The organism is Streptomyces sp. TRM64462 (genome assembly GCF_013362995.1).
Lineage (GTDB): Bacteria > Actinomycetota > Actinomycetes > Streptomycetales > Streptomycetaceae > Streptomyces.
The window spans coordinates 1-22,402 of sequence record NZ_JABWDV010000418.1 but is presented as its reverse complement, the minus strand read 5'-3'; the positions used below and the strand labels follow the sequence as shown (position 1 = coordinate 22,402).

Here is a 22,402-nt window from a genome sequence, read left to right as displayed (position 1 = left end):
GGAGCTGGTCTCCGGCGTCCCGGAGGTGCCCGTGCTCGTCAGCGTGACCGTCCCGCCCGACCGCGACGACACCGTGAACTCCACGCCGCCCACCGCGACCTTCCCGCCCTCGGCCAGGCCGCCGACCGGCTTCCGCTCGCCGCCGACGCTCAGCACGCCGCCCTCGCCCCGCAGCAGCACCTTCGCGCCCTTGACGGCCGTGAGCCGCTTCAGCGCCGGGTCGGCCGCGCCGCGCAGGTCCAGGGCGGCGCCCGGCGCCGTCAGCGCGACGCCGCTGCTGTGCTTGAGGGTGCCGCCGGTCAGCGCCAGCGTCCCCCGCGTGACGGTGGTCGGGCCGGTGTAGGTGACGGCTCCGGTCAGGGTCGTCGTGGCCCGGCCGGACTGGGTGAGCGACCCGGTGCCGCTGATCTTCGACAGCGAGGTGCCCTTCCCCGCGTTGCGCACGGTCAGGTCGCCGTGGTTGACGACCGCGTAGTGGCCGCCCTCGGTGTAGAGCCCGCCGTCGCCCCCCGGCCTGCCGCTGCCGAGCCGCAGCCGCGCGCCCTTCTCGATCGTCGTCGAGCCGTCGTAGTGCTGCTGGGCGGCGAAGGTGACGTCGTTGCCCCGGGTGCCCTTGATGACGATGTCACCGGCGCCCGGCTTGGAGAGCGTGTCGTGGAAGACACCGCCGCCGATGGGCGCGCCCAGCGTCACCGGGCCGTTGTAGTCGAAGGTGAGCCGGGAACGGCTCCTGGCCGCCAGCAGGTTGATGTAGACGGTGTCGGCGGTGCCGGGCATGAAGATCTTGGCGGTGGTGCCGTCGCCCCACTGGACGTTCGCGCCCTTGATGTTGGTGCCGCGCTTGTTCTTGCTGTGGGGGATCCTGCGCCAGTTGATGGACGGGTCGCTCAGGGACGGGTGGGTGTCCCCGCCCTGGTCGGAGTAGCTGTACTGGCCGGTGAGCACCACCTTGCTGCCGGGGCGGGACTGGACGTTGATGTCGCTGCCGTACTCCCGCTGGTAGAAGTTCTGGCGCAGTGTGACGGTCCGGTTCAGCGGGGTGTCGACAGTCCAGGTGCCCTGATTGAGGATCGCGCGGGCGTTCGGCAGCGCCACCGGGTACTCGGGCTTGCCCGCGTGGAGCTGCGTACCGTTGTCGATCACGCCCGAGAACGGGTGACTGCCCGACAGGTCCCACATGCCCCACAGGAACCGCGGCTGCGTGATGAGCCCCGAGCCGCTGATCGTGCCGAGGTTGTACGTGCTACTCAGCGACAGCCGCAGGGTGCCGTCGACCTTGATGTTGAGCTGGTTGAGCCGGTAGCCGGGCGTCTTGTACGGGAAGTGGCCGATCAGCCCCGTGCCGCCGCCCGTCCCGTACTGGAGCGTCGCGCCGCGGTCGACGGTGACGGCGGGCGGGTCCGGGTGCGTGACGGTGGTGTACGGGTGGTTGCCGCCCTGCGTCCTGACGACCTGCCGCTGCCTGGCCTTCGGCAGCGTGAAGTCGCTGTCCCGGGTCAGGACGAGCGTGCCGGTGCCGGTGACGCGCAGGGTGCCCTCGCCGCTGATCCGCCCGCCGTACGTCGTCTTCCCGGGCGGCAGCCGCACCACGGCGTCGCCCGAGAGGGTGACGTCCCGTCCGGCGCGGATGTCGGCGGTGATGTCGCCGCTCGCGGCGTGGGCGCTGCCCGCGCCCGCAAGGGGCGCGGCGGTGGAGGCCAGCAGGGCGAGGGCCACGAGTGAGGGCACCGGGTGCGAACGTCGCCTCACGACACGTTCCTGTTCTGTTCGACGTCATGGGTCGATCAGGAGGCGGCCCGGCCCGCCCGGCATAACAGAAACCCGCGCCCGCCCTCCCGCGGCCCGGCCGGGCGGCCGGGGCCCCGGGGAAGGCGGGCGGAGACGGGCCGGGCTACGCCGGCCAGTACGTGCGGGCCCAGGACCTCGGGCCCGGTGACGGGTGCGGGGCGCGGGCGATGCGGGAGGGGGCGGACCAAGCTTCCGGGACGGCGGGCGCGCCCGCGGCACCGGCTGCCGCCGTCGCCGCGGCGCGCGCACGGACCACCGCCAGTGCGGCGGCCAGCTCCTCGGGGGTCGGGTTGCCCCGTACGACCTTGATCATCGAGGCTCCTTACAGGGGGATGTTGCCGTGCTTCTTCGGGGGCAGGTTTTCCCGCTTCGTACGCAGCTGACGCAGGCCCTTCACGATCTGCGCGCGCGTCTCGGACGGCATGACGACACCGTCGATGTAGCCGCGCTCGGCCGCCGTGTACGGGTTGAGCAGCGTGTCCTCGTACTCCTGGATCAGCTTCGCGCGCAGCTCGTCCTGCTCCTCCTCCGGGGCCGCCGCGATCGTGCGGCGGTGCAGGATGTTGACCGCGCCCTGGGCGCCCATCACGGCGATCTGGGCCGTCGGCCACGCCAGGTTGAGGTCGGCGCCCAGGTGCTTGGAGCCCATGACGTCGTACGCGCCGCCGAACGCCTTGCGGGTGATCACGGTGATCAGCGGGACCGTGGCCTCCGCGTACGCGTAGATCAGCTTCGCGCCGCGCCGGATGATGCCGCCGTACTCCTGGTCCACGCCCGGCAGGAAGCCGGGGACGTCGACGAACGTGAGCACCGGGATGTTGAAGGCGTCGCACGTGCGGACGAAGCGGGCCGCCTTCTCGCTCGCGTTGATGTCGAGGCAGCCCGCGAACTGCATCGGCTGGTTCGCCACCACACCCACCGGGTAGCCCTCGACGCGGCCGAAGCCGGTGACGATGTTCGGTGCGAACAGGGCCTGCGTCTCCAGGAACTCGCCGTCGTCCAGGACGTGCTCGACGACCGTACGGATGTCGTACGGCTGGTTCGCCGAGTCGGGGACCAGGGTGTCCAGCTCACGGTCCTCGTCCGTCGGCGTCACGTCCGCCTCCTCCGGGAAGGCGGGCGGCTCCGACAGGTTGTTGGAGGGCAGGTAGGACAGGAGGGACTTCACGTAGTCGATGGCGTCCTTCTCGTCGCCCGCCATGTGGTGCGCCACGCCCGACGTCGTGTTGTGCGTGCGCGCGCCGCCCAGCTCCTCGAAGCCCACGTCCTCGCCCGTCACCGTCTTGATGACGTCCGGGCCCGTGATGAACATGTGCGATGTCTGGTCGACCATCACCGTGAAGTCGGTGATCGCCGGCGAGTACACCGCGCCGCCCGCGCACGGGCCGACCACCAGGCTGATCTGCGGGATCACACCCGACGCGTGCGTGTTGCGGCGGAAGATCTCGCCGTACATGCCGAGGGCGCTGACGCCCTCCTGGATGCGCGCGCCGCCGGAGTCGTTGATGCCGATGACCGGGCAGCCGGTCTTCAGCGCGAAGTCCATCACCTTGATGATCTTCTGGCCGAACGTCTCGCCGAGCGCGCCGCCGAAGACCGTGAAGTCCTGCGAGAACACCGCCACCGGGCGGCCGTCGACAGTGCCGTAGCCGGTCACGACGCCGTCGCCGTACGGGCGGTTCTTCTCCAGGCCGAAGTTCGTCGAGCGGTGCCGCGCGAACTCGTCCAGCTCCACGAAGGAGTCCTCGTCAAGGAGCAGGGCGATGCGCTCGCGCGCCGTCAGCTTGCCTTTCGCATGCTGCTTCTCGACGGCACGCTCGGAACCCGCGTGCGTCGCCTCCTCGATTCGGCGCTGCAGATCCGCGAGCTTCCCCGCGGTCGTGTGAATGTCGATCTCTTGACGCTCGGACATCGGGATGCGGCTCCCTGCCTGGTCACGTGTGGTCACGGGTTCGTTGGCTACTGGCCCGTAGCGTATCGGCGGGGGTGGGGTTCGGCAGTGCGGTGTTTGCCACACCTACGCTGGGTTGCATGACGCCCTCACTTGGTCCAGGAACCAGCCGCTGGAGTGATCTGGAGCGGCCCCCGCTCGACGCGCAGGCGCTGCGCCGGGGCCTGTTGCGCCCCGGGTCGCTGTGGACCTCCTTCGACGTCGTCGCCGCCACCGGCTCCACCAACTCCGATCTCGCCGCCCGGGCCGCCGAGCTGCCCGAGGGCGCCGTCCTCGTCGCCGAGGAGCAGACCGCCGGGCGCGGGCGGCTCGACCGCACCTGGTCGGCGCCCGCCCGGTCCGGGCTTTTCGTCTCCGTACTCCTCAAGCCTGACGTACCCGCGGCGCGGCTCGCCTGGCTTCCGCTGCTGGCCGGTGTCGCCGTCGCCACCGCGCTGGCCCGGGCGGCCGGCGTCGACATGGCCCTGAAGTGGCCCAACGACCTCCTCGTCACGGTCGGCGGCGAGGAGCGCAAGACCGGCGGAATCCTCGCCGAGCGGGCCGGCGACCACGGGATCGTCGTCGGCCTCGGCCTCAACGTCAGTCTGCGCGCCGACGAGCTGCCCGTGCCGACGGCCGGGTCGCTCGCCCTCGCCGGAGCCGTCTCCACCGACCGCGACCCGCTGCTGCGGGCGGTCCTGCGTTCCCTGGAGGAGTGGTACGGGAAGTGGACCGCGGCCTCCGGCGACCCCGCCGCCTCCGGGGTCCAGGCCGCGTACGCCGCCGGCTGCGCCACGCTCGGCCGCACCGTACGGGCCGAGCTGCCCGGCGAGCGCACCCTGACCGGTGAGGCGGTCGCCGTCGACGGCGACGGCCGCCTGGTCGTCACCACCGCGGACGGGAGCCGTGAGGCGGTCGGGGCGGGCGACATCGTCCATCTGCGTCCGGCGGACTGAACGCGCGAGCGCGCGGGGACGTGAGCCAGGGCACACCTGCCGTATCGTTGAGGCGATTCGCTGACGGGATTCGCTGAAGGAATCGGCGAGGTGGCGCAGCGGCAGAACGGCAGGGCAGTGCGCACGGAACGGGCAGGAGGCGGCCGGTGACCGTCGACGACGCGAACGCGGGCGGGTCCGATGAATACCCCACCCCCCATCATGTCGTCGACCACACGGTCGAGCCGACCGACGACCCCCTGGCCATCCGGCTCGAACAGCTCATCCTCGGCGCCGAACGGCGCTACACCCCCTTTCAGGCGGCCCGCACCGCCGGTGTCTCCATGGACCTCGCGTCCCGCTTCTGGCGGGCCATGGGCTTCGCCGACATCGGGCAGGCCAAGGCGCTGACGGAGGCCGACGTGCTGGCGCTGCGCCGGCTGGCCGGTCTGGTCGAGGCGGGGCTGCTGAGCGAGCCGATGGCGGTGCAGGTCGCCCGGTCGACGGGGCAGACCACGGCGCGGCTCGCGGAATGGCAGATCGACTCGTTCCTGGAGGGCCTGACCGAGCCGCCCGAGCCCGGCATGACGCGCACCGAGGTCACGTACCCGCTGGTGGAGCTGCTGCTGCCGGAGCTCCAGGAGTTCCTGGTGTACGTGTGGCGGCGCCAGCTCGCCGCGGCGACGGGCCGGGTCGTGCAGGCCGGGGACGACGAGGAGATGGTGGACCGGCGGCTCGCCGTGGGCTTCGCCGACCTCGTCGGCTTCACGCGGCTCACGCGGCGCCTGGAGGAGGAGGAGCTCGGCGAGCTGGTCGAGGCGTTCGAGACGACCTGCGCCGACCTCGTCGCCGCGCACGGCGGCCGGCTGATCAAGACGCTCGGTGACGAGGTGCTGTTCGCCGCCGACGACGCCGGGACCGCCGCCGAGATCTCGCTGCGGCTGATCGAGACCCTGAAGAACGACGAGACGATGCCGGCCCTGCGCGTGGGCATCGCCTTCGGCACGGTCACCACCCGCATGGGCGACGTGTTCGGCACGACCGTCAACCTGGCCAGCAGGCTCACGTCGATAGCGCCCAAGGACGCCGTCCTCGTCGACGGGGCCTTCGCCGAGGAGCTGTCCCGGACGGGTGAGGCGCCGGTGTCGGAGGCGCAGGCGGCGGAGGAGGCCGCGCGTGCGGAGAAGGAGGGGGGCACTCCGCCTTCGTACCGCTTCGCTCTCCAGCCCATGTGGCAGCGGCCGGTGCGTGGCCTCGGCGTGATCGAGCCTTGGCTGCTGTCGCGGCGGGAGCCTAGGATCCCCGGGTAACGCTCGTTAACCAGGAGGGTCCGTACCGTGCCGGAAACCGTGTCGGAATCGTCTGAGTCGCGCTTCGGGGAGTTCGTCGCCGTACGCCGTCATGACGGCCATGTCGCCGAGCTGGTGCTCGACCGGCCCAAGGCGATGAACGCCGTCTCCTCCGAGATGGCCCGGTCCATCGCGGCCGCCTGCGACGCGCTCGCCGCCGACCCCTCCGTACGCGTCACCGTGCTGACCTCGTCCAACGACCGGGCGTTCTGCGTGGGCGCCGACCTGAAGGAGCGCAACTCCTTCACGGACGACGAGCTGCGGCGGCAGCGGCCGACCGCCCGCGCCTGCTACACGGGCGTGCTGGAGCTGCCGATGCCGAGCATCGCCGCCGTGCACGGCTTCGCGCTGGGCGGCGGCTTCGAGCTGGCGCTCTCCTGCGACCTGATCGTCGCCGACGCGACGGCGGTCGTCGGACTGCCCGAGGTGTCGGTCGGCGTCATCCCGGGCGGTGGCGGTACGCAGCTGCTGCCCCGCCGGGTCGGTGCGGCGCGCGCCGCCGAGCTGGTGTTCACGGCGCGCCGGGTGCGCGCGGCCGAGGCGGCCGGGCTCGGCCTGGTGGACGAGCTGGTGGAGGACGACGCCCGGGGCGCCGCGCTGGAGCTGGCCGGGCGGATCGCGGCCAATTCGCCGGTCGGGCTGCGGGCCGCGAAGCGCGCGATGCGGCTGGGGCACGGGCTCGATCTGCGGGCGGGCCTGGACGTCGAGGACGCGGCGTGGCGGACGGTCGCCTTCTCCGGTGACCGGCGCGAGGGTGTCGCCGCCTTCAACGAGAAGCGGTCGCCGGAGTGGCCCGGGGAGTAGCCGGGGGCACGGGCGCCGGGGTTCGGGCGCCGGGGTTCGGGGTCCGTCATACGGCCGGGTGGGGCCTGGGTATGGCGTCACCTGGAGTAACTGATGAGGGCCACCGGGTAAAAAATACGGAAACCTCCCTAAGCTTGAGGAATGGGTGAGGATGTCCGGCTGCGGGCCGTGGTGGCGCTGGCGCAGGCGATGGCGGCGGCGCACACTCCGCGGGAGTGCTGGAAGGCCGCCGCGCTGGGCGCGTGCGAGGCGCTCGGGGGTACGTTCGCGGCGCTCTCGACGTGGCAGCGGGACCTGGGCCGGCTGAAGGTCCTGGTGAACGCGGGCCGGCGGGACCCGGACGAGGAGGAGTTCCCGGACTCCGAGACGTATCCCGTCTACCAGTTCTCGGAGATCACCGAGTTCCTGCACGAGCGGTGGGCGGGCGGCGGGGAGCCCAACGCCTGGGTGGAGACGGCCGAGCACGGCCCGGGCGAGGACGAGCACGGCTACTGCCACCAGAGGGTGGCGGCGCTGCGGCGGCGCGGGCGGGGCTGCTGCGTGGTCGCGCCGATCGTGCTGCACGGGCGGGCGTGGGGCGAGCTGTACGTGGCCCGGCCGGCCGGTGCGCCCGTCTTCGACCGGTACGACGCGGACTTCGCGACCGTGCTCGCGTCGGTCGTCGCCGCGGGGATCGCGCAGACGGAGCGGCTGGAGGAGGTGCGGAAGCTGGCCTTCACCGATCCGCTGACCGGCCTGGCCAACCGCCGGGCCGTGGACACACGCCTGGACGAGGCGGTCGAGCGGTTCCTGGCGGACGGGTCGGTGGTCAGCCTCGTGGTGTGCGACCTGAACGGGCTGAAGGCGGTCAACGACACGCACGGCCACGCCGCGGGCGACCGGCTCCTGGAGCGGTTCGGGTCGCTGCTGTCCTACTGCGGGGCGCGGCTGCCGGGGGCGCTGGCGGCGCGGCTGGGCGGCGACGAGTTCTGCCTGGTGTCGGTGGGCCCGGAGGCGGACGAGGTGGTCGCGGTGGCGCACGAGCTCTGCGTACGGGCCGGGGAACTGGAGTTCGGCGACGGCGTGGCGTGCGGTGTCGCGTCGACGGGCGACCCGATCGGTCCCGTGCGGTCGGCGCGGCGGCTGTTCCGCCTCGCGGACGCCGCGCAGTACCGGGCGAAGGCGGCGCGGTCGGCGAAGCCGGTGGTGGCCGGGCGGGACGGGGCGGTGATCCGCCTGGCCGACGCCCCGCCGACGGGCGCGCGGGATCGTCGGCGCTTCCGTGACGCGCGCATCGACCTGCCGGGGGAGCGGCCGGGGGCGGCGCGGCCGGAGGGGCAGCGGCCATCGGCGGGACGGCCGGAGATGGAGCGGCCGGAGGGCCCGTCGCACGGGGTGACCGGTCGGTAAGGGGCGGGCCTGCGAAGGGGTAGTGACAGGTTGGGATTCAGTCCGTAGGGTGCTGAATATGGATATGCACACTGTCGTGGTGGGGACGTCCGGTACCACCGCCGCCGACGTCATCGCCGTCGCCCGCGGCAACGCCCGTGTCGAGCTCTCCCAGGAGGCGCTCGACGTGCTCGCCCGCGCCCGGGAGATCGTGGACGCCCTCGCCGCCAAGCCCGAGCCGGTGTACGGCGTGTCGACCGGGTTCGGGGCGCTCGCCACGCGGCACATCGGCCAGGAGATGCGCGCCCAGCTCCAGCGCAACATCGTCCGCTCGCACGCCGCCGGCATGGGCCCGCGCGTCGAGCGCGAAGTGGTCCGCGCCCTGATGTTCCTGCGTCTCAAGACCGTCGCCTCCGGCCACACCGGCGTCCGCCCGCACGTCGCGCGGACCATGGCCGACATCCTCAACGCCGGCATCACGCCGGTCGTCCACGAGTACGGCTCGCTCGGCTGCTCCGGCGACCTCGCACCGCTCTCGCACTGCGCGCTCACGCTCATGGGCGAGGGCGACGCCGAGGGCCCCGACGGCACCGTCCGCCCGGCCGGCGAACTGCTCGCCGCGTACGGCATCACACCCGTCGAGCTGCGCGAGAAGGAGGGCCTCGCCCTCCTCAACGGCACCGACGGCATGCTCGGCATGCTCGTCATGGCCCTCGCGGACCTGGAGACCCTCTACAAGTCCGCCGACATCACCGCCGCGCTCACCCTCGAAGCGCTGCTCGGCACCGACAAGGTCCTCCGCCCCGAGCTGCACGCCATCCGCCCGCACCCCGGCCAGGCCGCGGCCGCCGCGAACATGCTGGCCGTCCTCAAGGGCTCGGGCCTGGTCGGCCACTTCCAGGCCGACGAGGCCCCGCGCGTCCAGGACGCCTACTCGGTGCGCTGCGCCCCGCAGGTCGCCGGCGCCGGGCGTGACACGCTCGCGCACGCCCGCCTGGTCGCGGAGCGCGAGCTGGCCGCCGCCGTCGACAACCCCGTCGTGCTGCCCGACGGGCGCGTCGAGTCGAACGGCAACTTCCACGGCGCCCCCGTCGCGTACGTCCTGGACTTCCTCGCCATCGCCGCCGCCGACCTCGGCTCCATCGCTGAGCGCCGCACCGACCGGCTCCTCGACAAGAACCGCTCGCACGGCCTCCCGGCGTTCCTCGCGGACGACGCGGGCGTCGACTCGGGCCTGATGATCGCCCAGTACACGCAGGCCGCGCTGGTCAGCGAGCTGAAGCGGCTCGCCGTTCCCGCGTCCGCCGACTCCATCCCGTCCTCCGCGATGCAGGAGGACCATGTGTCCATGGGCTGGTCCGCCGCCCGCAAGCTGCGCACCGCCGTCGGCAACCTCAACCGCGTCATCGCCGTCGAGCTGTACGCCGCGACCCGCGCCGTCGAGCTGCGCGACACGCTCACGCCGGCGCCCGCGTCGCAGGCCGCCATCGACGCCCTGCGCGCCGCCGGAGTCCAGGGCCCTGGGCCGGATCGCTTCCTCGCGCCCGACCTGGACGCGGCCGACGCCTTCGTACGGGAAGGGAAGCTGGTCGAGGCGGTCGAGCGGGTCACAGGACCGCTGGCCTGAGCCGCCGCCCCTAGGGCCTGTCTGACAGGCCCTAGCGACCAGGGGCGTGCGCCGTCGCTGTCAGAGCGCGGCGTGCGCCCCTCGCCGTACCGCGAACGCCACAAGACCCGCGCCCACGGTCAGGAAGGCCGTACCGCCGATCACGTACGGGGTCGTGTCGTGGCTTCCCGTGTCCGCGAGCCGCAGCTCCTCCCGGCTGCCGCCGTCCCGCGGCTGCGCCTGGGCCGGCTGCCCGGCGGGCCGCTGTTCGTCGGGCCGCGATTCGGTGGTGGCGTTCGCCGAGGGGACGAACCACAGTGCGCCGAGGAGCGTCCCGGCGGCGGTGGCGGTCAGCAGAGGCCGGCGAGCGGCGGCGGACGCAGCGGACACAGGTTCAGATCCCCTTGCGGAACCGAGAATTGACGGATGCGCCGATGCTAGTGAACACAGCGGGTCGCAGGAAAGTCGTGAACGGGGGCGGCTTACGCTCCGTCATATGAGCCCTACTGAGACCTCACGGTATGTACGACTTCGGGTGGACCTGGTGCTGGAGGTGACCGACCGGGGCGAGCTGACCGATGCCGCTCTGCAACGGATCGCGGACGACGAGTTCATGCCCGACGAGGAGCGTACGCACGCCCGCGCCGCCGTCCGCGACGACGAAGCGGAAGCTCTCGCGTACCTCGTGGAGCCGTTCCAGCTGCTCGGCGAGGTGCCGGGCGTCGAGCTGGTCCAGGCGTCCTGGAGCAGCGAGCAGTCGGCGTACGACCCGGACGTCGAGGCCTGGGACCTGGACGACGGCGAGGACGGCGAGTACGGCGAGGACGAGGAGGACGGCGAGTACGGCGAGCGGTAGTCCCCGGCCCCGGACCGCGCGCCGGCCCCTGGGGTCGGGCGGGTGTCCGGGGTCACGTCCTCACACGGGAACCAGGGCCCGTACCGTTGCGTCGATCAGTGGTGTTCCCCACACGGCACCCCGGAAAGGAACCCGAGCGGGTGTCATGGGGGTTGTGGGGAGAGTTGGCAGGAAAGCCGCGACGATGGAGAAGCGTGTGATGACGGACAGCAAGCGGCGCAGAGGCCTCGTGGCCGCGTCCGCACTGCTCGGCGGTGTGCTCGTGCTCACCGCCTGCAACGACGGCGACGCCACGGCCGACGGCGCCAACGGCGCCGGCCGGAGTCCGGACACCTCCCAGGCGCAGGTCGACGAGGCGGCGGCGCAGAAGACGTCGAAGGCCCGAATAGAGATCACGCCGAAGAACGGCGCCATCAACGCGAGCATCAACAACGACGCCAAGGTCACCGTCAGCGACGGCACCCTCACCGAGGTCACCATGACCGCCCCCGACGGCACCGCCGTCAAGGGCGAGATGGCCGCCGACAAGAAGAGCTGGAAGCCGTCGGTCCAGCTGGAGCGCGCCACCACGTACAAGATCGCGGCGACCGCGCAGGACGCCGACGGCCGTCAGGCGCACGAGAACGCGTCCTTCACGACCGTCTCCAAGGCCAACAGCTTCATCGGGAACTTCACGCCGGAGGACGGTTCCACGGTCGGCGTCGGCATGCCGGTGTCGATCAACTTCAACAAGCCGATCACCCACAAGAAGGCCGTCCAGGCCGGCATCGAGGTGTCGTCGTCCAGCGGCCAGGAGGTCGTCGGCCACTGGTTCAACTCGCAGCGCATCGACTTCCGCCCCGACCAGTACTGGGCCGAGGGCTCCACGGTCACGCTGAAGCTGGAGCTCGACGGGGTCGAGGGATCCGACGGTGTCTTCGGCGTCCAGCAGAAGACCGTCACCTTCAAGATCGGCCGCAACCAGGTCTCGACCGTCGACGTCAAGACCAAGACCATGACGGTCCAGCGCAACGGCAAGACGATCAAGACCATCCCGATCTCCGCCGGCTCCCCCGAGACCCCGACCTACAACGGTCAGATGGTGATCTCCGAGAAGTTCAAGGAGACCCGGATGAACGGTGCGACGGTCGGCTTCACGGACGACGACGGCAAGGGCGAGTACGACATCAAGGACGTGCCGCACGCCATGCGGCTGTCCACGTCGGGCACGTTCATCCACGGCAACTACTGGGGCGACGACTCCGTCTTCGGCAACGTCAACACCAGCCACGGCTGCGTGGGCCTGAACGACGTGAAGGGCGCGGGCGACCCGAACCAGGCGGCGGCGTGGTTCTACGACAACTCGCTGATCGGCGACGTGGTCATCGTCAAGAACTCCAAGGACAAGACCATCAAGCCGGACAACGGCCTCAACGGCTGGAACATGGACTGGGCCGCCTGGAAGGCCGGCTCGGCGCTGTAGAACGAGCCGTACGGAAGCGCGAAGGCGGCGGTGCACCCCAGGGGCACCGCCGCCTTCGCCGTACGGACCGCACGACGGCCATGCGCGCCGGCAGCCCGTGGCTCAGGAGTCCCGCGACGAGGCGGACGTCCCGTGCGCGGCGGCCGCGTCCACGCCCCAGTTCGCGAGGAGGCGCAGCGCCTCGGCCGCCGGGGAGTCCGGTTCGGCCGCGTACGTGACGAGGCTCTGGTCGTGGTCGTCGGCCAGCTTCAGCGTCTCGTACGACAGGGTCAGCTCACCGACCAGCGGGTGCCGCAGCAGCTTCACGCCGTGGCCCTTCTCCTGCACCGTGTGCGCCGCCCACAGCGACCGGAACTCGGGGCTCCGCACCGACAGGTCCCCGACGAGCGCCGCCAGCCGCGGGTCGTCCGCCGAGCAGCCCGCGTACATCCGCAGCACGCTCACGACCTCGGTGGCCTTGGCCTCCCAGTCGACGTACAGGTCCCGGGCGGCGGGCGAGAGGAACACGTGCCGCGCCATGTTCCGCTCCTCGGGCTCCAGCGCCGCGAAGTCGCCGAACAGGGCCTGCGCCAGCCGGTTCCAGGCGAGGATGTCGAGGCGCTGGCCCACGACGAGCGCCGGCACCCCGTCCATCGCGTCGAGCAGGTGCCGCACCGCGGGCCGTACCGTCTGCTGCCGGAAGCCGCCGGACCGCTTCCGCTTCTTGTACGAGGGCTTCGCCAGGTGCAGCAGATGGTCGCGCTCGGCGTCGCTGAGCCGCAGGGCGCGGGCGATGGCGTCCAGCACCTCGGTGGAGACGTTCTGGCCGTTGCCCTGCTCCAGGCGCGTGTAGTACGCGACGGACACGCCCGCCAGCAGGGCCAGCTCCTCGCGCCGCAGCCCCGGGACGCGCCGGTGGCGGCCGACGTCGGGCAGCCCCACGTCCTCGGGCTTCAGCCGGGCGCGGCGGGAGCGGAGGAACTCGCTGAGTTCGGCACGCTGGTCCATACGGTCCAGTATCCCGGGTCGTACGCACCGTGTTCCCGCTGTCCCTGACCCCGCCAGTGGTAGGACCGGCGGACGTACGCAGAACAGAGGGCTGGGTGAAGCCGCAGGTCCCCGGCAGGATCTCCACCATGACCATGAACGTTCCCGCATACGCGGCCCCCGCCGCCAAGGCCCCTCTGGAGCGCACGACCGTGCCGCGCCGCGCGGTGGGTGCACACGACATCCTCATCGAGATCAAGTACGCGGGCATCTGCCACTCCGACATCCACCAGGCGCGTGACGGCTGGGGCGAGGGCATCTTCCCGATGGTGCCGGGCCACGAGATCGCCGGCGTGGTGGCCGAGGTGGGCGCCTCCGTCACGAAGTACCGGGTGGGCGACCGGGTCGGCGTCGGCTGCTTCGTCGACTCGTGCCGGGAGTGCGCGTACTGCGAGCAGGGCCTGGAGCAGTTCTGTACGCGCGGCATGACCGGCACGTACAACGACCGCGACAGGAACGGCGAACCCACGTACGGCGGCTACTCCACGCACCTCGTCGTCGACGAGAAGTACGCGCTCCGCATCCCGGACGCCCTGCCGCTGGACGTGGCGGCCCCGCTGCTCTGCGCGGGCATCACCCTCTACTCCCCGCTCGCGCACTGGAAGGCGGGCCCGGGCAAGAAGGTCGCGATCGTCGGCATGGGCGGCCTCGGCCACATGGGCGTGAAGATCGCCCACGCGCTGGGCGCCGAGGTGACGGTGCTCAGCCAGTCGCTGCGCAAGGAGGCCGACGGCCGCAAGCTGGGCGCCGACCACTTCCACGCGACGAGCGACCCGGCGACCTTCGAGAAGCTGGCCGGCACCTTCGACCTGATCGTCTCGACGGTCTCGGCCCCGCTGGACTTCGGCGCGTATCTGTCCCTGCTGAAGACGGACGGCGCGCTGGTGAACGTCGGCGCCCCGGAGGAGCCGGTCTCGCTGAACCTGTTCTCGCTGATCGGCGGCCGCAAGACGCTCGCGGGCTCGATGATCGGCGGCATCGCGGAGACCCAGGAGATGCTGGACTTCTGCGCGGCGCACGGCCTCGGCGCGGACATCGAGCTGATCCGCGCGGACCAGATCAACGAGGCGTACGAGCGGGTGCTGGCGAGCGACGTCCGCTACCGCTTCGTGATCGACACGGCGACGATCTGACGGCCCGACGGCGCCGCGAACACGGACCGCGAACAGGGACCGGCCCCCGGGCGGCTTGCGCTCGGGGGCCGGTCTCCGTGATCAGCGTGAGGGGATCACTTGTACTGAATGCCCCAGAGGTTGCTGTTCTTCTTCACCGGAGCGGTGATGTTCGCCTTGTAGATCGTCTTGGTCTTGCAGCCGCCGCCGGCGCCGGTGACCACGCGGTACTTGTGCGCCGTGAAGCTCTTCGCCTCGTGATACATCATCAGTCGGCCGCGGGTCTTGCCCTTCTTCTTCTGCACGGTGGCCGAGTACGTCCAGGTGTCGGACTGGGCCCAGCTCTTGCCGACCGCGACGCTGAACGACGTGGACGCCTTGGCGAAGATGACGCCGGCGTCGGCGCCCACGGTGGCGGTGCCCGTGGCCGTCCAGGTGCCGGTCTTGTTCTTCGCGTAGCTGATGGTGACGCCCGGCTTGGCCCAGTCGCTGTGGACGTTGGTGGGCTTCCACGTCGTCTTCTTGTTGATGATGGAGTAGTACGTGCCGGTGTCGATGCACCCGGCCGCAGCGGGCGCGGCCGTGCTGAAGACGATGCCACCGCTCAGGACGGCGGTCGTGAGCGCAACGCTGAAAGCGCGTCTCATGCGCGAGTTCCCCTCGTTACTTGGTCAGCCATGGTCGGGGCTTGACCGGTCGCCGTCAAAGATGCCAGCGACGAGGGGAACACGCCACGAAGTTGAGCATGAATTGAGCTTGACGTGAGGACCCGTCAGCCGTCGGTCCTCGCCACGCCGACCGGGCAGCTCACGCCCGTACCGCCGATGCCGCAGTAGCCTGCCGGGTTCTTGTCGAGGTACTGCTGGTGGTACGGCTCCGCCGGGTAGAAGGGGCGGTCGGCCGCCGGGAGGAGTTCGGTGGTGATCCGGCCGTAGCCGGAAGCCGTCAGGACCTCCTGGTAGGCCGCGCGGGAGGCTTCCGCCGCCGCTGCCTGGGCGGGGGAGTGGGTGAAGATCGCCGAGCGGTACTGGGTGCCCACGTCGTTGCCCTGGCGGTAGCCCTGGGTGGGGTCGTGGGACTCCCAGAAGACCTTGAGGAGCGTCTCGTACGCGACCTTCCGCGGGTCGTGGACCACGCGGACCACCTCCGTGTGGCCCGTCAGGCCCGTGCAGACCTCCTCGTACGCGGGGTTCCGCGTGAAGCCGCCCTGGTAGCCGACCAGGGTGGTCCACACGCCCTCCGTCTGCCAGAACTTCCGCTCCGCGCCCCAGAAGCAGCCCAGGGCGAAGTCCGCCACCTCCAGGCCGGACGGGTACGGGCCCAGGAGGGGGTTGCCCAGGACCGTGTGGCGCGACGGGACCTCGAACTCAGGGGTCGCGCGGCCCTTCAGCGCCTGCTCGGGTGTGGGCATCTCGGGGGTGCGGCGGTGCAGGAACATACGGGTCTCCCTCTGCGTGGCTTCACTCCCGTCAACGACCGGGGCGGAGCGCGGATTCCTCAGCGCCGGCGCGCGCCGCGCACCGCCTTGTCGCGCCAGCGGCAGTACACCGCCGCCGGGTCCTCGTAGAGGCTCCACGGGACGGCGCCCACATGACCGTCCACCAGCCGGAACTGCTCCAGTGCCGCCTCGAACCGGCCCTGCCGGACCAGGATGTACGCCAGCAGGTGCCGGACCCTCGGCAGGTCCGGGTGGTCCGGCGGGGCCGCCGCGACGTCCGCGAGCGCCGCGTCGACCTGCGCGGCGAGCTGCGGGGACCGGTGGTCGGCCTTCTTCCCCGAGCCTTCGTGGTGCTCCCACCAGGAGATCAGCGGCAGCATCCGCAGCAGGGTCCCCGGGGGCGCCGACGCCGCCGCCCGCTGCGCGAAGGACGTCGCCAGCTCCTCCGAGCCGTGCCACTTCGCGCACCAGTACAGCAGGGCGGCGGTGTGCGCCCCGTAGTGGTGCGGATCGCGGCTGGTGATCTCCTGCCAGATGCGGTGCATGTCGTCGTGGGAGTAGTTCAGGCCCAGGGCGACCGTCGCCCCCTTGGCGTACGGAGTCGGGTCGTCCGGGTTCAGTTCGGCGGCCCGCTCGATGTGCTTCACCGCCTGGGGCAGGACGCGGAAGAAGCCCCCGAACTGCTCGCTCGTGGTGTCCTTCGCCCAGGCCGAACCGCGCAGCCGCCACGCCAGGGAGATCGTGAAGTCGATCCGCACCACCGCCACGTCCGGGTCGTCCGGGCCCGCCGCGGCCTCCCAGGCGTCCAGCCACGCGCCGTCGCCCTCGGCGGCGAGCCCGCCCAGGGCCCCCGCGTACCGGTAGCGGCGCTGCCAGTCCCGGCGCTCCCGCGTGGCGACCATCAGCCCGGCCGCCGGCTCCCAGTCGCCCCGCGCCGCGGCGGCCAGCGCCCGCTCCAGCTCCGGGGCCGGGCCCGGCAGCAGGGTGTTCTGCCGCGACGCCGGCAGCAGGCCCAGCGCCTCCGCCCGGCGGGCCGTCCTGGCCCCGCCGCGCGAGGACGACGCGCCCATGACGCGGCGGTACACCACCCAGGCCACCCCGACCGCCAGCGAGACGACGATGACGCGTGCGGTCTCCACGCTCACGAGCCCTCTTGCTCCGCTGCCGCGTTGACCGCGCTCTCGTCGCGTACGCGGCAGAACTCGCCCGCCGGGTCGCCCCGGTACCGCCACGGCAGCGCGCCCACATAGCCGTCCACCAGGCGGAACTGCTCCGCCGACGCCTCCCAGCGCCCCTGGAGGTTCAGGAAGTAGCCCAGCAGGTGCCGGACCTCCGGCAGGCGCGGGTGGTCCGGGTCGGCGGCGGCCGCGTCGGCGAGGGCCGCGTCGACCGCCGCGTACATCTCCGGCGTACGGTCCACGTCCGTCGTGTCCGACTCGTCGTGCTCGAAGTGCGCGATCAGGGGGAAGATCTTCATGAGCGTGCCGGGAGGCGCCTCCGCCGCCGCCTTCACCGCGAAGGCCGTCGCCAGCTCCTCCGAGCCGCGCCACTTCCCGCACCAGTACTGGAGCGCCGAGAAGTGCGCCTCGTAGTGGTGCGGGGCCCGGCTGGTGATGTCCTTCCAGATGCGGTGCATCTCCTCGTGCGGACAGCCGAGGCCGATCGCCGTCCAGATCTCGCCGACGTAGGGCGACGGGTCGTCCGCGGGCGCCAGCTCCGCCGCCCGTGCGTGCTCGCCGCGGGTGCGGGTCAGGGTGCGGTGGAAGCCCTCGAACTGCTCGCCGGTCGTGTGCTGGGCGCGCTTCGCCCCGCGGATCTTCCACGCGAGGAAGACCGAGCTGCGGGCCCGTACCAGTGCGGCGCCCGCGCTGTCGGGGTGCGCCGCCTCCCAGGCCAGCAGCCACGCGTCGTCCTCGGCGCCCACCTCCGCGAGCTTCTCGCAGTACGCGGTACGGCGCTCCCAGTCACGCGCCGTCGCCGTCTCGTCCAGCAGTTTCGCGGCCGGCTCCCAGTCGCCCGCCCGCGCGGCGGCGATGGCCACGGTGAGCGCCTTCGGCTGCGGCGCGGCCAGCTCGGTGTGCTGCCGCTCCGGCGGCAGGAGGCCCAGCGCGGCGACCCGCTCCGCGGCCTTCCGCTCGGCTTCCTCGGCGTCGGGGTCGGAGCGCCAGCCCGCCATCCAGCCCTGCACGATCGCCTTGAGGAACATGACGACGAAGGCCAGGACGAGCAGGGCGATGGGGGTCAGGACGACCCAGAGAACGATTTTCAACAGAACCTCAGCGGTGGGTGTTCGCCAGCAGCTTGCGCAGCGGCTCGGTGTCGGGGCGGTCGTCGACGGCCGCGTCCAGCGCGGCGGACAGTTCCTCGCCGTACCCGTCGGGGAAGCGCAGCGCGGCCGCCTCGGACCAGGACAGCTCCCAGCGGGCCACGCCCCGGTCGATCAGCTCGCCCGCGGCGAGGCGCGACAGGCCCCGGCGCAGCGCCGGGCGGGCGAACTCGCGGGCCGCGCGGCCCTTCGCGGCGCGGGCCTCGTCGGACTTGGGCAGCCGATCCGCGATCTCCCAGCCGGCGCCCAGGTCGAGGGCGTTGAGCAGCGCGTCCAGCGAGCCGTCGCCGTTCGTGACGTCGGCGGTGGCCCGCCGCAGCGGCTCGGCCTCCTCCATGAAGTACGCCGTCATCGACGCGTGCACCAGCTCGGGCCAGTCCACGCGGCGCAGCCCCAGGGCCTCCGGCGTCAGCGTGGCCTGCTCGACGGCGACCAGCGCCGCGTGCGCGTCGGCCAGCAGGCCCAGCGCCGGGCCCGTCGGCTCCGAGCGCCGCCCGTCGTCCGGGAGCGCCTCCAGGCGGGCGACGCGCTCCGCGATCGGCGGGTGCGAGTCGTACGGGGACGTGGGCTCGGCCGGAAGGTCGCGGCGCATCTCCGCCAGCTCGCCGGCCCGCGCGGCCAGCAGGTGCCGGACGCCGCCGAACACCTCGCCCGGCGGGGGCAGCAGGCCGGCGCCGACGCCCAGCGTGGCGTACGAGCTCATGTAGAAGCCGTGCGCGGCGTCCAGGACCGGGATCTCGCGCAGCGCCGACGCCGTCGCGTCACGGCCCGCGATCCGGGCGGCGGCGAGGTCGGCGGCCAGCTCCTGGCGGCGGGACCCGGCGAGCGTGGCGCGCAGGTAGAAGTGGCCGTACGCCTTGTAGACCTTCGCCATCGCGCGGTACGTGAGGCCCACGCCCGTGGTGTCGACCTCGTTGGCCTTCTTGCCCTTGGCCAGCTTCTTCTCGTTCTTCTTCTCCTGCCTGGCGCGCTCCTTGGCGACCTTGCCGCCGGCCCGCTCCTCGAAGTGCGCGATGGTACGGGCGACCTGGACACGGCCCCGGACGGTGATCGCGGACAGCCGTGTGTCGGAGTTGCCGTAGTGGCCCATCTCGTGGGCGAGCACGGCGCGGAGCTGCGCCTCGGTCAGGCCCGTCATCAGCGGGAGGCCCAGGTAGAGGCGCCGGGTACCGCCGAGGAGGCCCATGAACCGGGCGTCCTCGCTGACGGCGGCGTTCATGTCGGCGGTCAGCCGGATCTCGTCGGGCGCCCGCGTGCCGACCTGTTCGGCCAGCTCCCGCACGGCCTGCCACAGGCGCGGCTCCTGCGCGTCCGTGACGAGGACGCCGTGGGCGCCGTCGTCCTTGGGCGTCCGGAGCATGAACATGCCCCGCACGACCGGGACGGCGAGCAGCACGCTCACGACGTACAGCTTGACCGCGAGGCTGCTGGGCGCCCAGAGCGCGGCCGCCCAGTCGATCCCGGCGAGGACGGCGAGCAGGAAGAGACCGACCAGATAGAAGCCGGCGAGCAGAACGAGAGCGCGCAGAGCGCGCAGGGAAGCGCCCATCGGGCAGAGTCCCCCCACGGGAAGAGAAAATGGACATGGCAAAGCGGCGTGGGGGGAAGCGGAGTATCACCTACCGGCGCGCCGCCTCGCAAGCGTGTTCTACTTCCGGTACGGGCCTCTCAGGGTCTCTCTCGGGGGTCTCTCAGTGCGACAGCGTCGCCGGGCTGCCGCCGTTCGCCTCGTACCCGGCCACGGCCAGCGCCCGGTACACCGCGTACTCCGCCGCCGGGTCCTCGCTCATCGTCCACGGCAGCGCCCCGACGTGCCCGTCCACGCGCACGACCTGCTCCATCGCCTCGGCCCACCGCCGCGCGCCCACCAGGAAGTGCAGCAGCAGGTGCCGCACATGGGCGAGCATCGGATCGTCCGGGCGCGCGGAGTTCACCGCGTACAGCGCGCCCTCCATCGCCGTCGACACCACCTGCGTCCCGTAGAAGTCCTGGACCAGCGTCAGATCGTCCATGTGCTCCCACACCGCGAACAGCGGCAGCGCCGCGAGCAGCGACCCGCGCGGCGCCCGGGCCGCGGCGGCCGTCGCGAACCGGTCCGCGTCCGCGCGCGAGCCGTGCCACTTCTCGCACCAGTAGTGCAGCGCCGCGATGTGCGCGCCCATGTGCTGCGGGTCCCGGTCGATGACCTTCGCCCACACCTGGTCGAACTCCTCGTGCGAGAAGCCGAGACCACGCGCCACGGCCAGCTCGACGATGTACGGGACGGGGTCGCCCGGCGCCAGCAGCGCGGCCTCGCCGCACACCTTCCGGGCCTCCTCCAGGATGATCCGGAACTCGTCGGTCCCGACGGCCGCCGACCGCCACGCCTGCTGCACCAGGAACTCCGCGTGCACGGCCGCGCCCCCCGCGTCCTTCGGCGCCTCCGCCCGCCACGCCCGCAGCCACGCTCCCCCGACACCGGGCTGCTGCTGGAGCTCCAGCGACGCGGCGCCCGCGAACGCCTGCACCCGCTGCCAGCGCACCTCGCCCTCCTTGGGCGTCCCGGCCAGGAGCTGCGCCGCCGCCCGCCAGTCCTGCGTGCGCTGCACGACGTCCAGGACGTCCACCAGGTCCTGGTCGGGGCCCGGCAGCCGGACGTCCAGCAGTTCCTGCCGTACGAACCCGTACGCCAGCGGATCGGCGGCGTCCGGCGCCCCGGGCGAGGTCAGACGGATGCCGCCGCCGCGGCGGCGCAGCAGCCACGGCGCGACGACGGCGCCGAGCAGGCCGACGGCGAACAGGAACCAGAGAATCTCCATACCGCCCATTGTCCCGGATGATCCCGGGCGATCAGCGGCCCGCCCGGACTACGCTCGCCCCATGACCGACGAGCACACCCACCAGAACTTCGAGACCCGCGCCATCCACGCGGGCAACACCGCCGACCCGCTGACCGGCGCGGTCGTCCCGCCCATCTACCAGGTGTCCACCTACAAGCAGGACGGTGTGGGCGGGCTGCGCGGCGGCTACGAGTACAGCCGCAGCGCCAACCCGACGCGTACGGCGCTTGAGGAGAACCTGGCGGCGCTGGAGGGCGGCCGCCGCGGCCTCGCCTTCGCGTCCGGGCTCGCCGCCGAGGACTGCCTGCTGCGCGCGCTGCTGGTGCCCGGCGACCACGTCGTCATCCCGGACGACGCGTACGGCGGCACGTTCCGGCTGTTCGCGAAGGTCGTCTCGCGCTGGGGCGTCGAGTGGTCGGTCGCCGACACCTCCGACCCGGCGGCCGTGCGGGCCGCGGTCACCGACCGTACGAAGGTCATCTGGGTCGAGACGCCGTCGAACCCGCTCCTCGGGATCACCGACATCGCGGCCGTCGCGGACGTGGCCAGGACGGCGGGCGCCAAGCTCGTCGTCGACAACACCTTCGCGTCCTCCTACCTCCAGCAGCCGCTGGCGCTGGGCGCGGACATCGTCGTGCACTCGCTCACCAAGTACATGGGCGGTCACTCGGACGTCGTCGGGGGCGCGCTCGTCACCGCCGACCAGGAGCTCGGTGAGGAACTCGCCTACCACCAGAACGCGATGGGCGCGGTGGCGGGGCCGTTCGACTCGTGGATCGTGCTGCGCGGCATCAAGACGCTCGCCGTACGGATGGACCGGCACAGCGAGAACGCGTCCCGCGTGGCCGAGATGCTCACGCAGCACCCGAAGGTCGCCCAGGTCTACTACCCGGGCCTGCCGGACCACCCGGGCCACGAGATCGCCGCCAAGCAGATGCGGAACTTCGGCGGCATGGTGTCGTTCCGCGTCACGGGCGGCGAGGAGGCGGCCGTCGAGGTCTGCAACCGGGCGCGGCTGTTCACACTGGGCGAGTCGCTCGGCGGCGTCGAGTCGCTCATCGAGCACCCGGGCCGGATGACGCACGCCAGCGCGGCCGGTTCGCCCCTGGAGGTCCCGGCCGACCTGGTGCGCCTGTCGGTCGGCATCGAGAACGTCGACGACCTGCTCGCGGACCTGCGCCAGGCCCTGGGCTGACGGCTGGGTGGCTGGGTGGCCGGGAGGCTCACCAGCCTTCCAGCGGCGGCGTCGTCCTGATGGGCGGCGCCGCCCACGGCTCCACCGAGTACGCCCAGATCCCGAACGCCACGGCCGCCGCGGCCAGCAGCAGCCACAGCAGCACCCGCCGCACCCGTTCCCGCCGCAGCGCCCGGTCGCCCAGGGTCACGGCACGCGCCAGCAGATCGGGCGGCACCTGCGGGCGCGGCCCGCGGCTCAGCAGCCGCCGGACCTCCGCGTCCTTCCGGTCCCGGCCCCCCGCACCGACCCCGCTGCCCGCACCGGCCCCGCCTCCCGTACCGGCCCTGCCGCCCGCACCGGCCCCGCTGCCCGCACCGGCCCCGCCTCCCGTACCGGCCCTGCCGTC

At 72.5% G+C, this 22,402-nt stretch carries 20 protein-coding genes and 1 pseudogene; 9 read left to right on the top strand and 12 right to left on the bottom strand.

From position 1 onward, the window contains the following. The 3 genes from HTZ82_RS25895 to HTZ82_RS25885 all read right to left on the bottom strand — a co-directional run. On the bottom strand, positions 1 to 1,749 hold a 1,749-nt coding region (locus HTZ82_RS25895), incomplete at its 3' end, for an autotransporter (protein ID WP_375540862.1). Positions 1,750 to 1,891: 142 nt separating this feature from the next. Beyond that, entirely contained in the window at positions 1,892 to 2,101 is a 210-nt protein-coding gene (locus HTZ82_RS25890; RefSeq protein ID WP_175411824.1) for an acyl-CoA carboxylase epsilon subunit, read from the bottom strand. Between the two features lie 9 nt (positions 2,102 to 2,110). Further along, positions 2,111 to 3,700 carry an acyl-CoA carboxylase subunit beta gene (locus tag HTZ82_RS25885; protein ID WP_175411823.1) on the bottom strand — a complete coding sequence of 530 codons (1,590 nt, stop codon included), beginning with the start codon at positions 3,698 to 3,700 and terminating at the stop codon, positions 2,111 to 2,113. 119 nt (positions 3,701 to 3,819) lie between these two features. Here HTZ82_RS25885 and HTZ82_RS25880 point away from each other — a divergent pair, with 119 nt between their 5' ends. From HTZ82_RS25880 to hutH, 5 genes and pseudogenes are all read left to right on the top strand, one after another. Continuing rightward, positions 3,820 to 4,674, top strand: a complete 855-nt coding sequence (locus tag HTZ82_RS25880) for a biotin--[acetyl-CoA-carboxylase] ligase (RefSeq protein ID WP_175411822.1) — start codon at positions 3,820 to 3,822, stop codon at positions 4,672 to 4,674. Positions 4,675 to 4,820: 146 nt separating this feature from the next. Beyond that, entirely contained in the window at positions 4,821 to 5,963 is a 1,143-nt protein-coding gene (locus tag HTZ82_RS25875) for an adenylate/guanylate cyclase domain-containing protein (protein ID WP_175411821.1), read from the top strand. Between the two features lie 39 nt (positions 5,964 to 6,002). After that, a complete protein-coding gene (locus HTZ82_RS25870) occupies positions 6,003 to 6,806 on the top strand; it encodes an enoyl-CoA hydratase/isomerase family protein (protein ID WP_175411820.1) in 804 nt (267 codons plus the stop codon). A 141-nt stretch (positions 6,807 to 6,947) separates the two neighbouring features. Continuing rightward, positions 6,948 to 8,078 (top strand): annotated as a pseudogene (locus tag HTZ82_RS25865) (diguanylate cyclase domain-containing protein); the annotation flags it as partial. 181 nt (positions 8,079 to 8,259) lie between these two features. Beyond that, complete coding sequence (gene hutH / locus HTZ82_RS25860; RefSeq protein WP_175411828.1) at positions 8,260 to 9,801, top strand: histidine ammonia-lyase; 1,542 nt, start codon at positions 8,260 to 8,262, stop codon at positions 9,799 to 9,801. A 60-nt stretch (positions 9,802 to 9,861) separates the two neighbouring features. On the opposite strand, the gene HTZ82_RS25855 is transcribed toward hutH, so the two are convergent. Beyond that, positions 9,862 to 10,170, bottom strand: a complete 309-nt coding sequence (locus HTZ82_RS25855; RefSeq protein WP_175411818.1) for a hypothetical protein — start codon at positions 10,168 to 10,170, stop codon at positions 9,862 to 9,864. Between the two features lie 106 nt (positions 10,171 to 10,276). Here HTZ82_RS25855 and HTZ82_RS25850 point away from each other — a divergent pair, with 106 nt between their 5' ends. Together HTZ82_RS25850 and HTZ82_RS25845 are read left to right on the top strand one after the other, a co-directional pair. Then, on the top strand, positions 10,277 to 10,636 hold the full coding sequence (locus HTZ82_RS25850) for a hypothetical protein (protein WP_175411817.1): 360 nt from the start codon (positions 10,277 to 10,279) through the stop codon (positions 10,634 to 10,636). Between the two features lie 184 nt (positions 10,637 to 10,820). Beyond that, positions 10,821 to 12,098 carry an Ig-like domain-containing protein gene (locus HTZ82_RS25845; protein ID WP_175411816.1) on the top strand — a complete coding sequence of 426 codons (1,278 nt, stop codon included), beginning with the start codon at positions 10,821 to 10,823 and terminating at the stop codon, positions 12,096 to 12,098. A 102-nt stretch (positions 12,099 to 12,200) separates the two neighbouring features. On the opposite strand, the gene HTZ82_RS25840 is transcribed toward HTZ82_RS25845, so the two are convergent. Then, positions 12,201 to 13,085, bottom strand: a complete 885-nt coding sequence (locus HTZ82_RS25840; RefSeq protein WP_175411815.1) for a helix-turn-helix transcriptional regulator — start codon at positions 13,083 to 13,085, stop codon at positions 12,201 to 12,203. Positions 13,086 to 13,213: 128 nt separating this feature from the next. Here HTZ82_RS25840 and HTZ82_RS25835 point away from each other — a divergent pair, with 128 nt between their 5' ends. After that, positions 13,214 to 14,257, top strand: coding sequence for an NAD(P)-dependent alcohol dehydrogenase (locus tag HTZ82_RS25835; protein ID WP_217624580.1), 1,044 nt, complete (start codon positions 13,214 to 13,216; stop codon positions 14,255 to 14,257). A gap of 95 nt (positions 14,258 to 14,352) precedes the next feature. Here the strand turns inward: HTZ82_RS25835 and HTZ82_RS25830 are convergent, their stop codons facing one another. The 6 genes from HTZ82_RS25830 to HTZ82_RS25805 form a co-directional block, all read right to left on the bottom strand. Then, positions 14,353 to 14,883, bottom strand: a complete 531-nt coding sequence (locus HTZ82_RS25830; protein WP_175411814.1) for a hypothetical protein — start codon at positions 14,881 to 14,883, stop codon at positions 14,353 to 14,355. 125 nt (positions 14,884 to 15,008) lie between these two features. Continuing rightward, positions 15,009 to 15,674, bottom strand: coding sequence for a peptide-methionine (S)-S-oxide reductase MsrA (gene msrA / locus HTZ82_RS25825; protein ID WP_175411813.1), 666 nt, complete (start codon positions 15,672 to 15,674; stop codon positions 15,009 to 15,011). A gap of 59 nt (positions 15,675 to 15,733) precedes the next feature. After that, entirely contained in the window at positions 15,734 to 16,819 is a 1,086-nt protein-coding gene (locus HTZ82_RS25820; protein ID WP_309235687.1) for a hypothetical protein, read from the bottom strand. Beyond that, complete coding sequence (locus HTZ82_RS25815) at positions 16,816 to 17,943, bottom strand: hypothetical protein (protein WP_175411812.1); 1,128 nt, start codon at positions 17,941 to 17,943, stop codon at positions 16,816 to 16,818. The genes HTZ82_RS25820 and HTZ82_RS25815 overlap by 4 nt, the downstream gene beginning before the upstream one ends. Before the next feature lie 7 nt (positions 17,944 to 17,950). After that, complete coding sequence (locus HTZ82_RS25810; RefSeq protein ID WP_175411811.1) at positions 17,951 to 19,549, bottom strand: M48 family metalloprotease; 1,599 nt, start codon at positions 19,547 to 19,549, stop codon at positions 17,951 to 17,953. A gap of 142 nt (positions 19,550 to 19,691) precedes the next feature. After that, the gene (locus HTZ82_RS25805; RefSeq protein ID WP_175411810.1) at positions 19,692 to 20,798 is read right to left on the bottom strand and encodes a hypothetical protein; all 1,107 of its coding nucleotides are present in this window, start codon (positions 20,796 to 20,798) and stop codon (positions 19,692 to 19,694) included. Positions 20,799 to 20,859: 61 nt separating this feature from the next. Here HTZ82_RS25805 and HTZ82_RS25800 point away from each other — a divergent pair, with 61 nt between their 5' ends. Beyond that, a complete protein-coding gene (locus HTZ82_RS25800; RefSeq protein ID WP_175411809.1) occupies positions 20,860 to 22,014 on the top strand; it encodes a cystathionine gamma-synthase in 1,155 nt (384 codons plus the stop codon). A gap of 28 nt (positions 22,015 to 22,042) precedes the next feature. Here the strand turns inward: HTZ82_RS25800 and HTZ82_RS32950 are convergent. Next, a partial coding sequence (locus tag HTZ82_RS32950; RefSeq protein ID WP_309235685.1) for a hypothetical protein occupies positions 22,043 to 22,402 on the bottom strand: 360 nt, incomplete at its 5' end.

Excerpts from the sequence above, each read along its gene's own strand:
- HTZ82_RS25890 (WP_175411824.1), bottom strand. The coding sequence starts at position 2,101 with ATGATCAAGGTCGTACGGGGCAACCCGACCCCCGAGGAGCTGGCCGCC.
- HTZ82_RS25885 (WP_175411823.1), bottom strand. The coding sequence starts at position 3,700 with ATGTCCGAGCGTCAAGAGATCGACATTCACACGACCGCGGGGAAGCTC.
- HTZ82_RS25880 (WP_175411822.1), top strand. The coding sequence starts at position 3,820 with ATGACGCCCTCACTTGGTCCAGGAACCAGCCGCTGGAGTGATCTGGAG.
- hutH (WP_175411828.1), top strand. The coding sequence starts at position 8,260 with ATGCACACTGTCGTGGTGGGGACGTCCGGTACCACCGCCGCCGACGTC.
- HTZ82_RS25850 (WP_175411817.1), top strand. The coding sequence starts at position 10,277 with ATGAGCCCTACTGAGACCTCACGGTATGTACGACTTCGGGTGGACCTG.
- HTZ82_RS25845 (WP_175411816.1), top strand. The coding sequence starts at position 10,821 with ATGGAGAAGCGTGTGATGACGGACAGCAAGCGGCGCAGAGGCCTCGTG.
- HTZ82_RS25840 (WP_175411815.1), bottom strand. The coding sequence starts at position 13,085 with ATGGACCAGCGTGCCGAACTCAGCGAGTTCCTCCGCTCCCGCCGCGCC.
- HTZ82_RS25835 (WP_217624580.1), top strand. The coding sequence starts at position 13,214 with ATGACCATGAACGTTCCCGCATACGCGGCCCCCGCCGCCAAGGCCCCT.
- HTZ82_RS25830 (WP_175411814.1), bottom strand. The coding sequence starts at position 14,883 with ATGAGACGCGCTTTCAGCGTTGCGCTCACGACCGCCGTCCTGAGCGGT.
- msrA (WP_175411813.1), bottom strand. The coding sequence starts at position 15,674 with ATGTTCCTGCACCGCCGCACCCCCGAGATGCCCACACCCGAGCAGGCG.
- HTZ82_RS25810 (WP_175411811.1), bottom strand. The coding sequence starts at position 19,549 with ATGGGCGCTTCCCTGCGCGCTCTGCGCGCTCTCGTTCTGCTCGCCGGC.
- HTZ82_RS25805 (WP_175411810.1), bottom strand. The coding sequence starts at position 20,798 with ATGGAGATTCTCTGGTTCCTGTTCGCCGTCGGCCTGCTCGGCGCCGTC.
- HTZ82_RS25800 (WP_175411809.1), top strand. The coding sequence starts at position 20,860 with ATGACCGACGAGCACACCCACCAGAACTTCGAGACCCGCGCCATCCAC.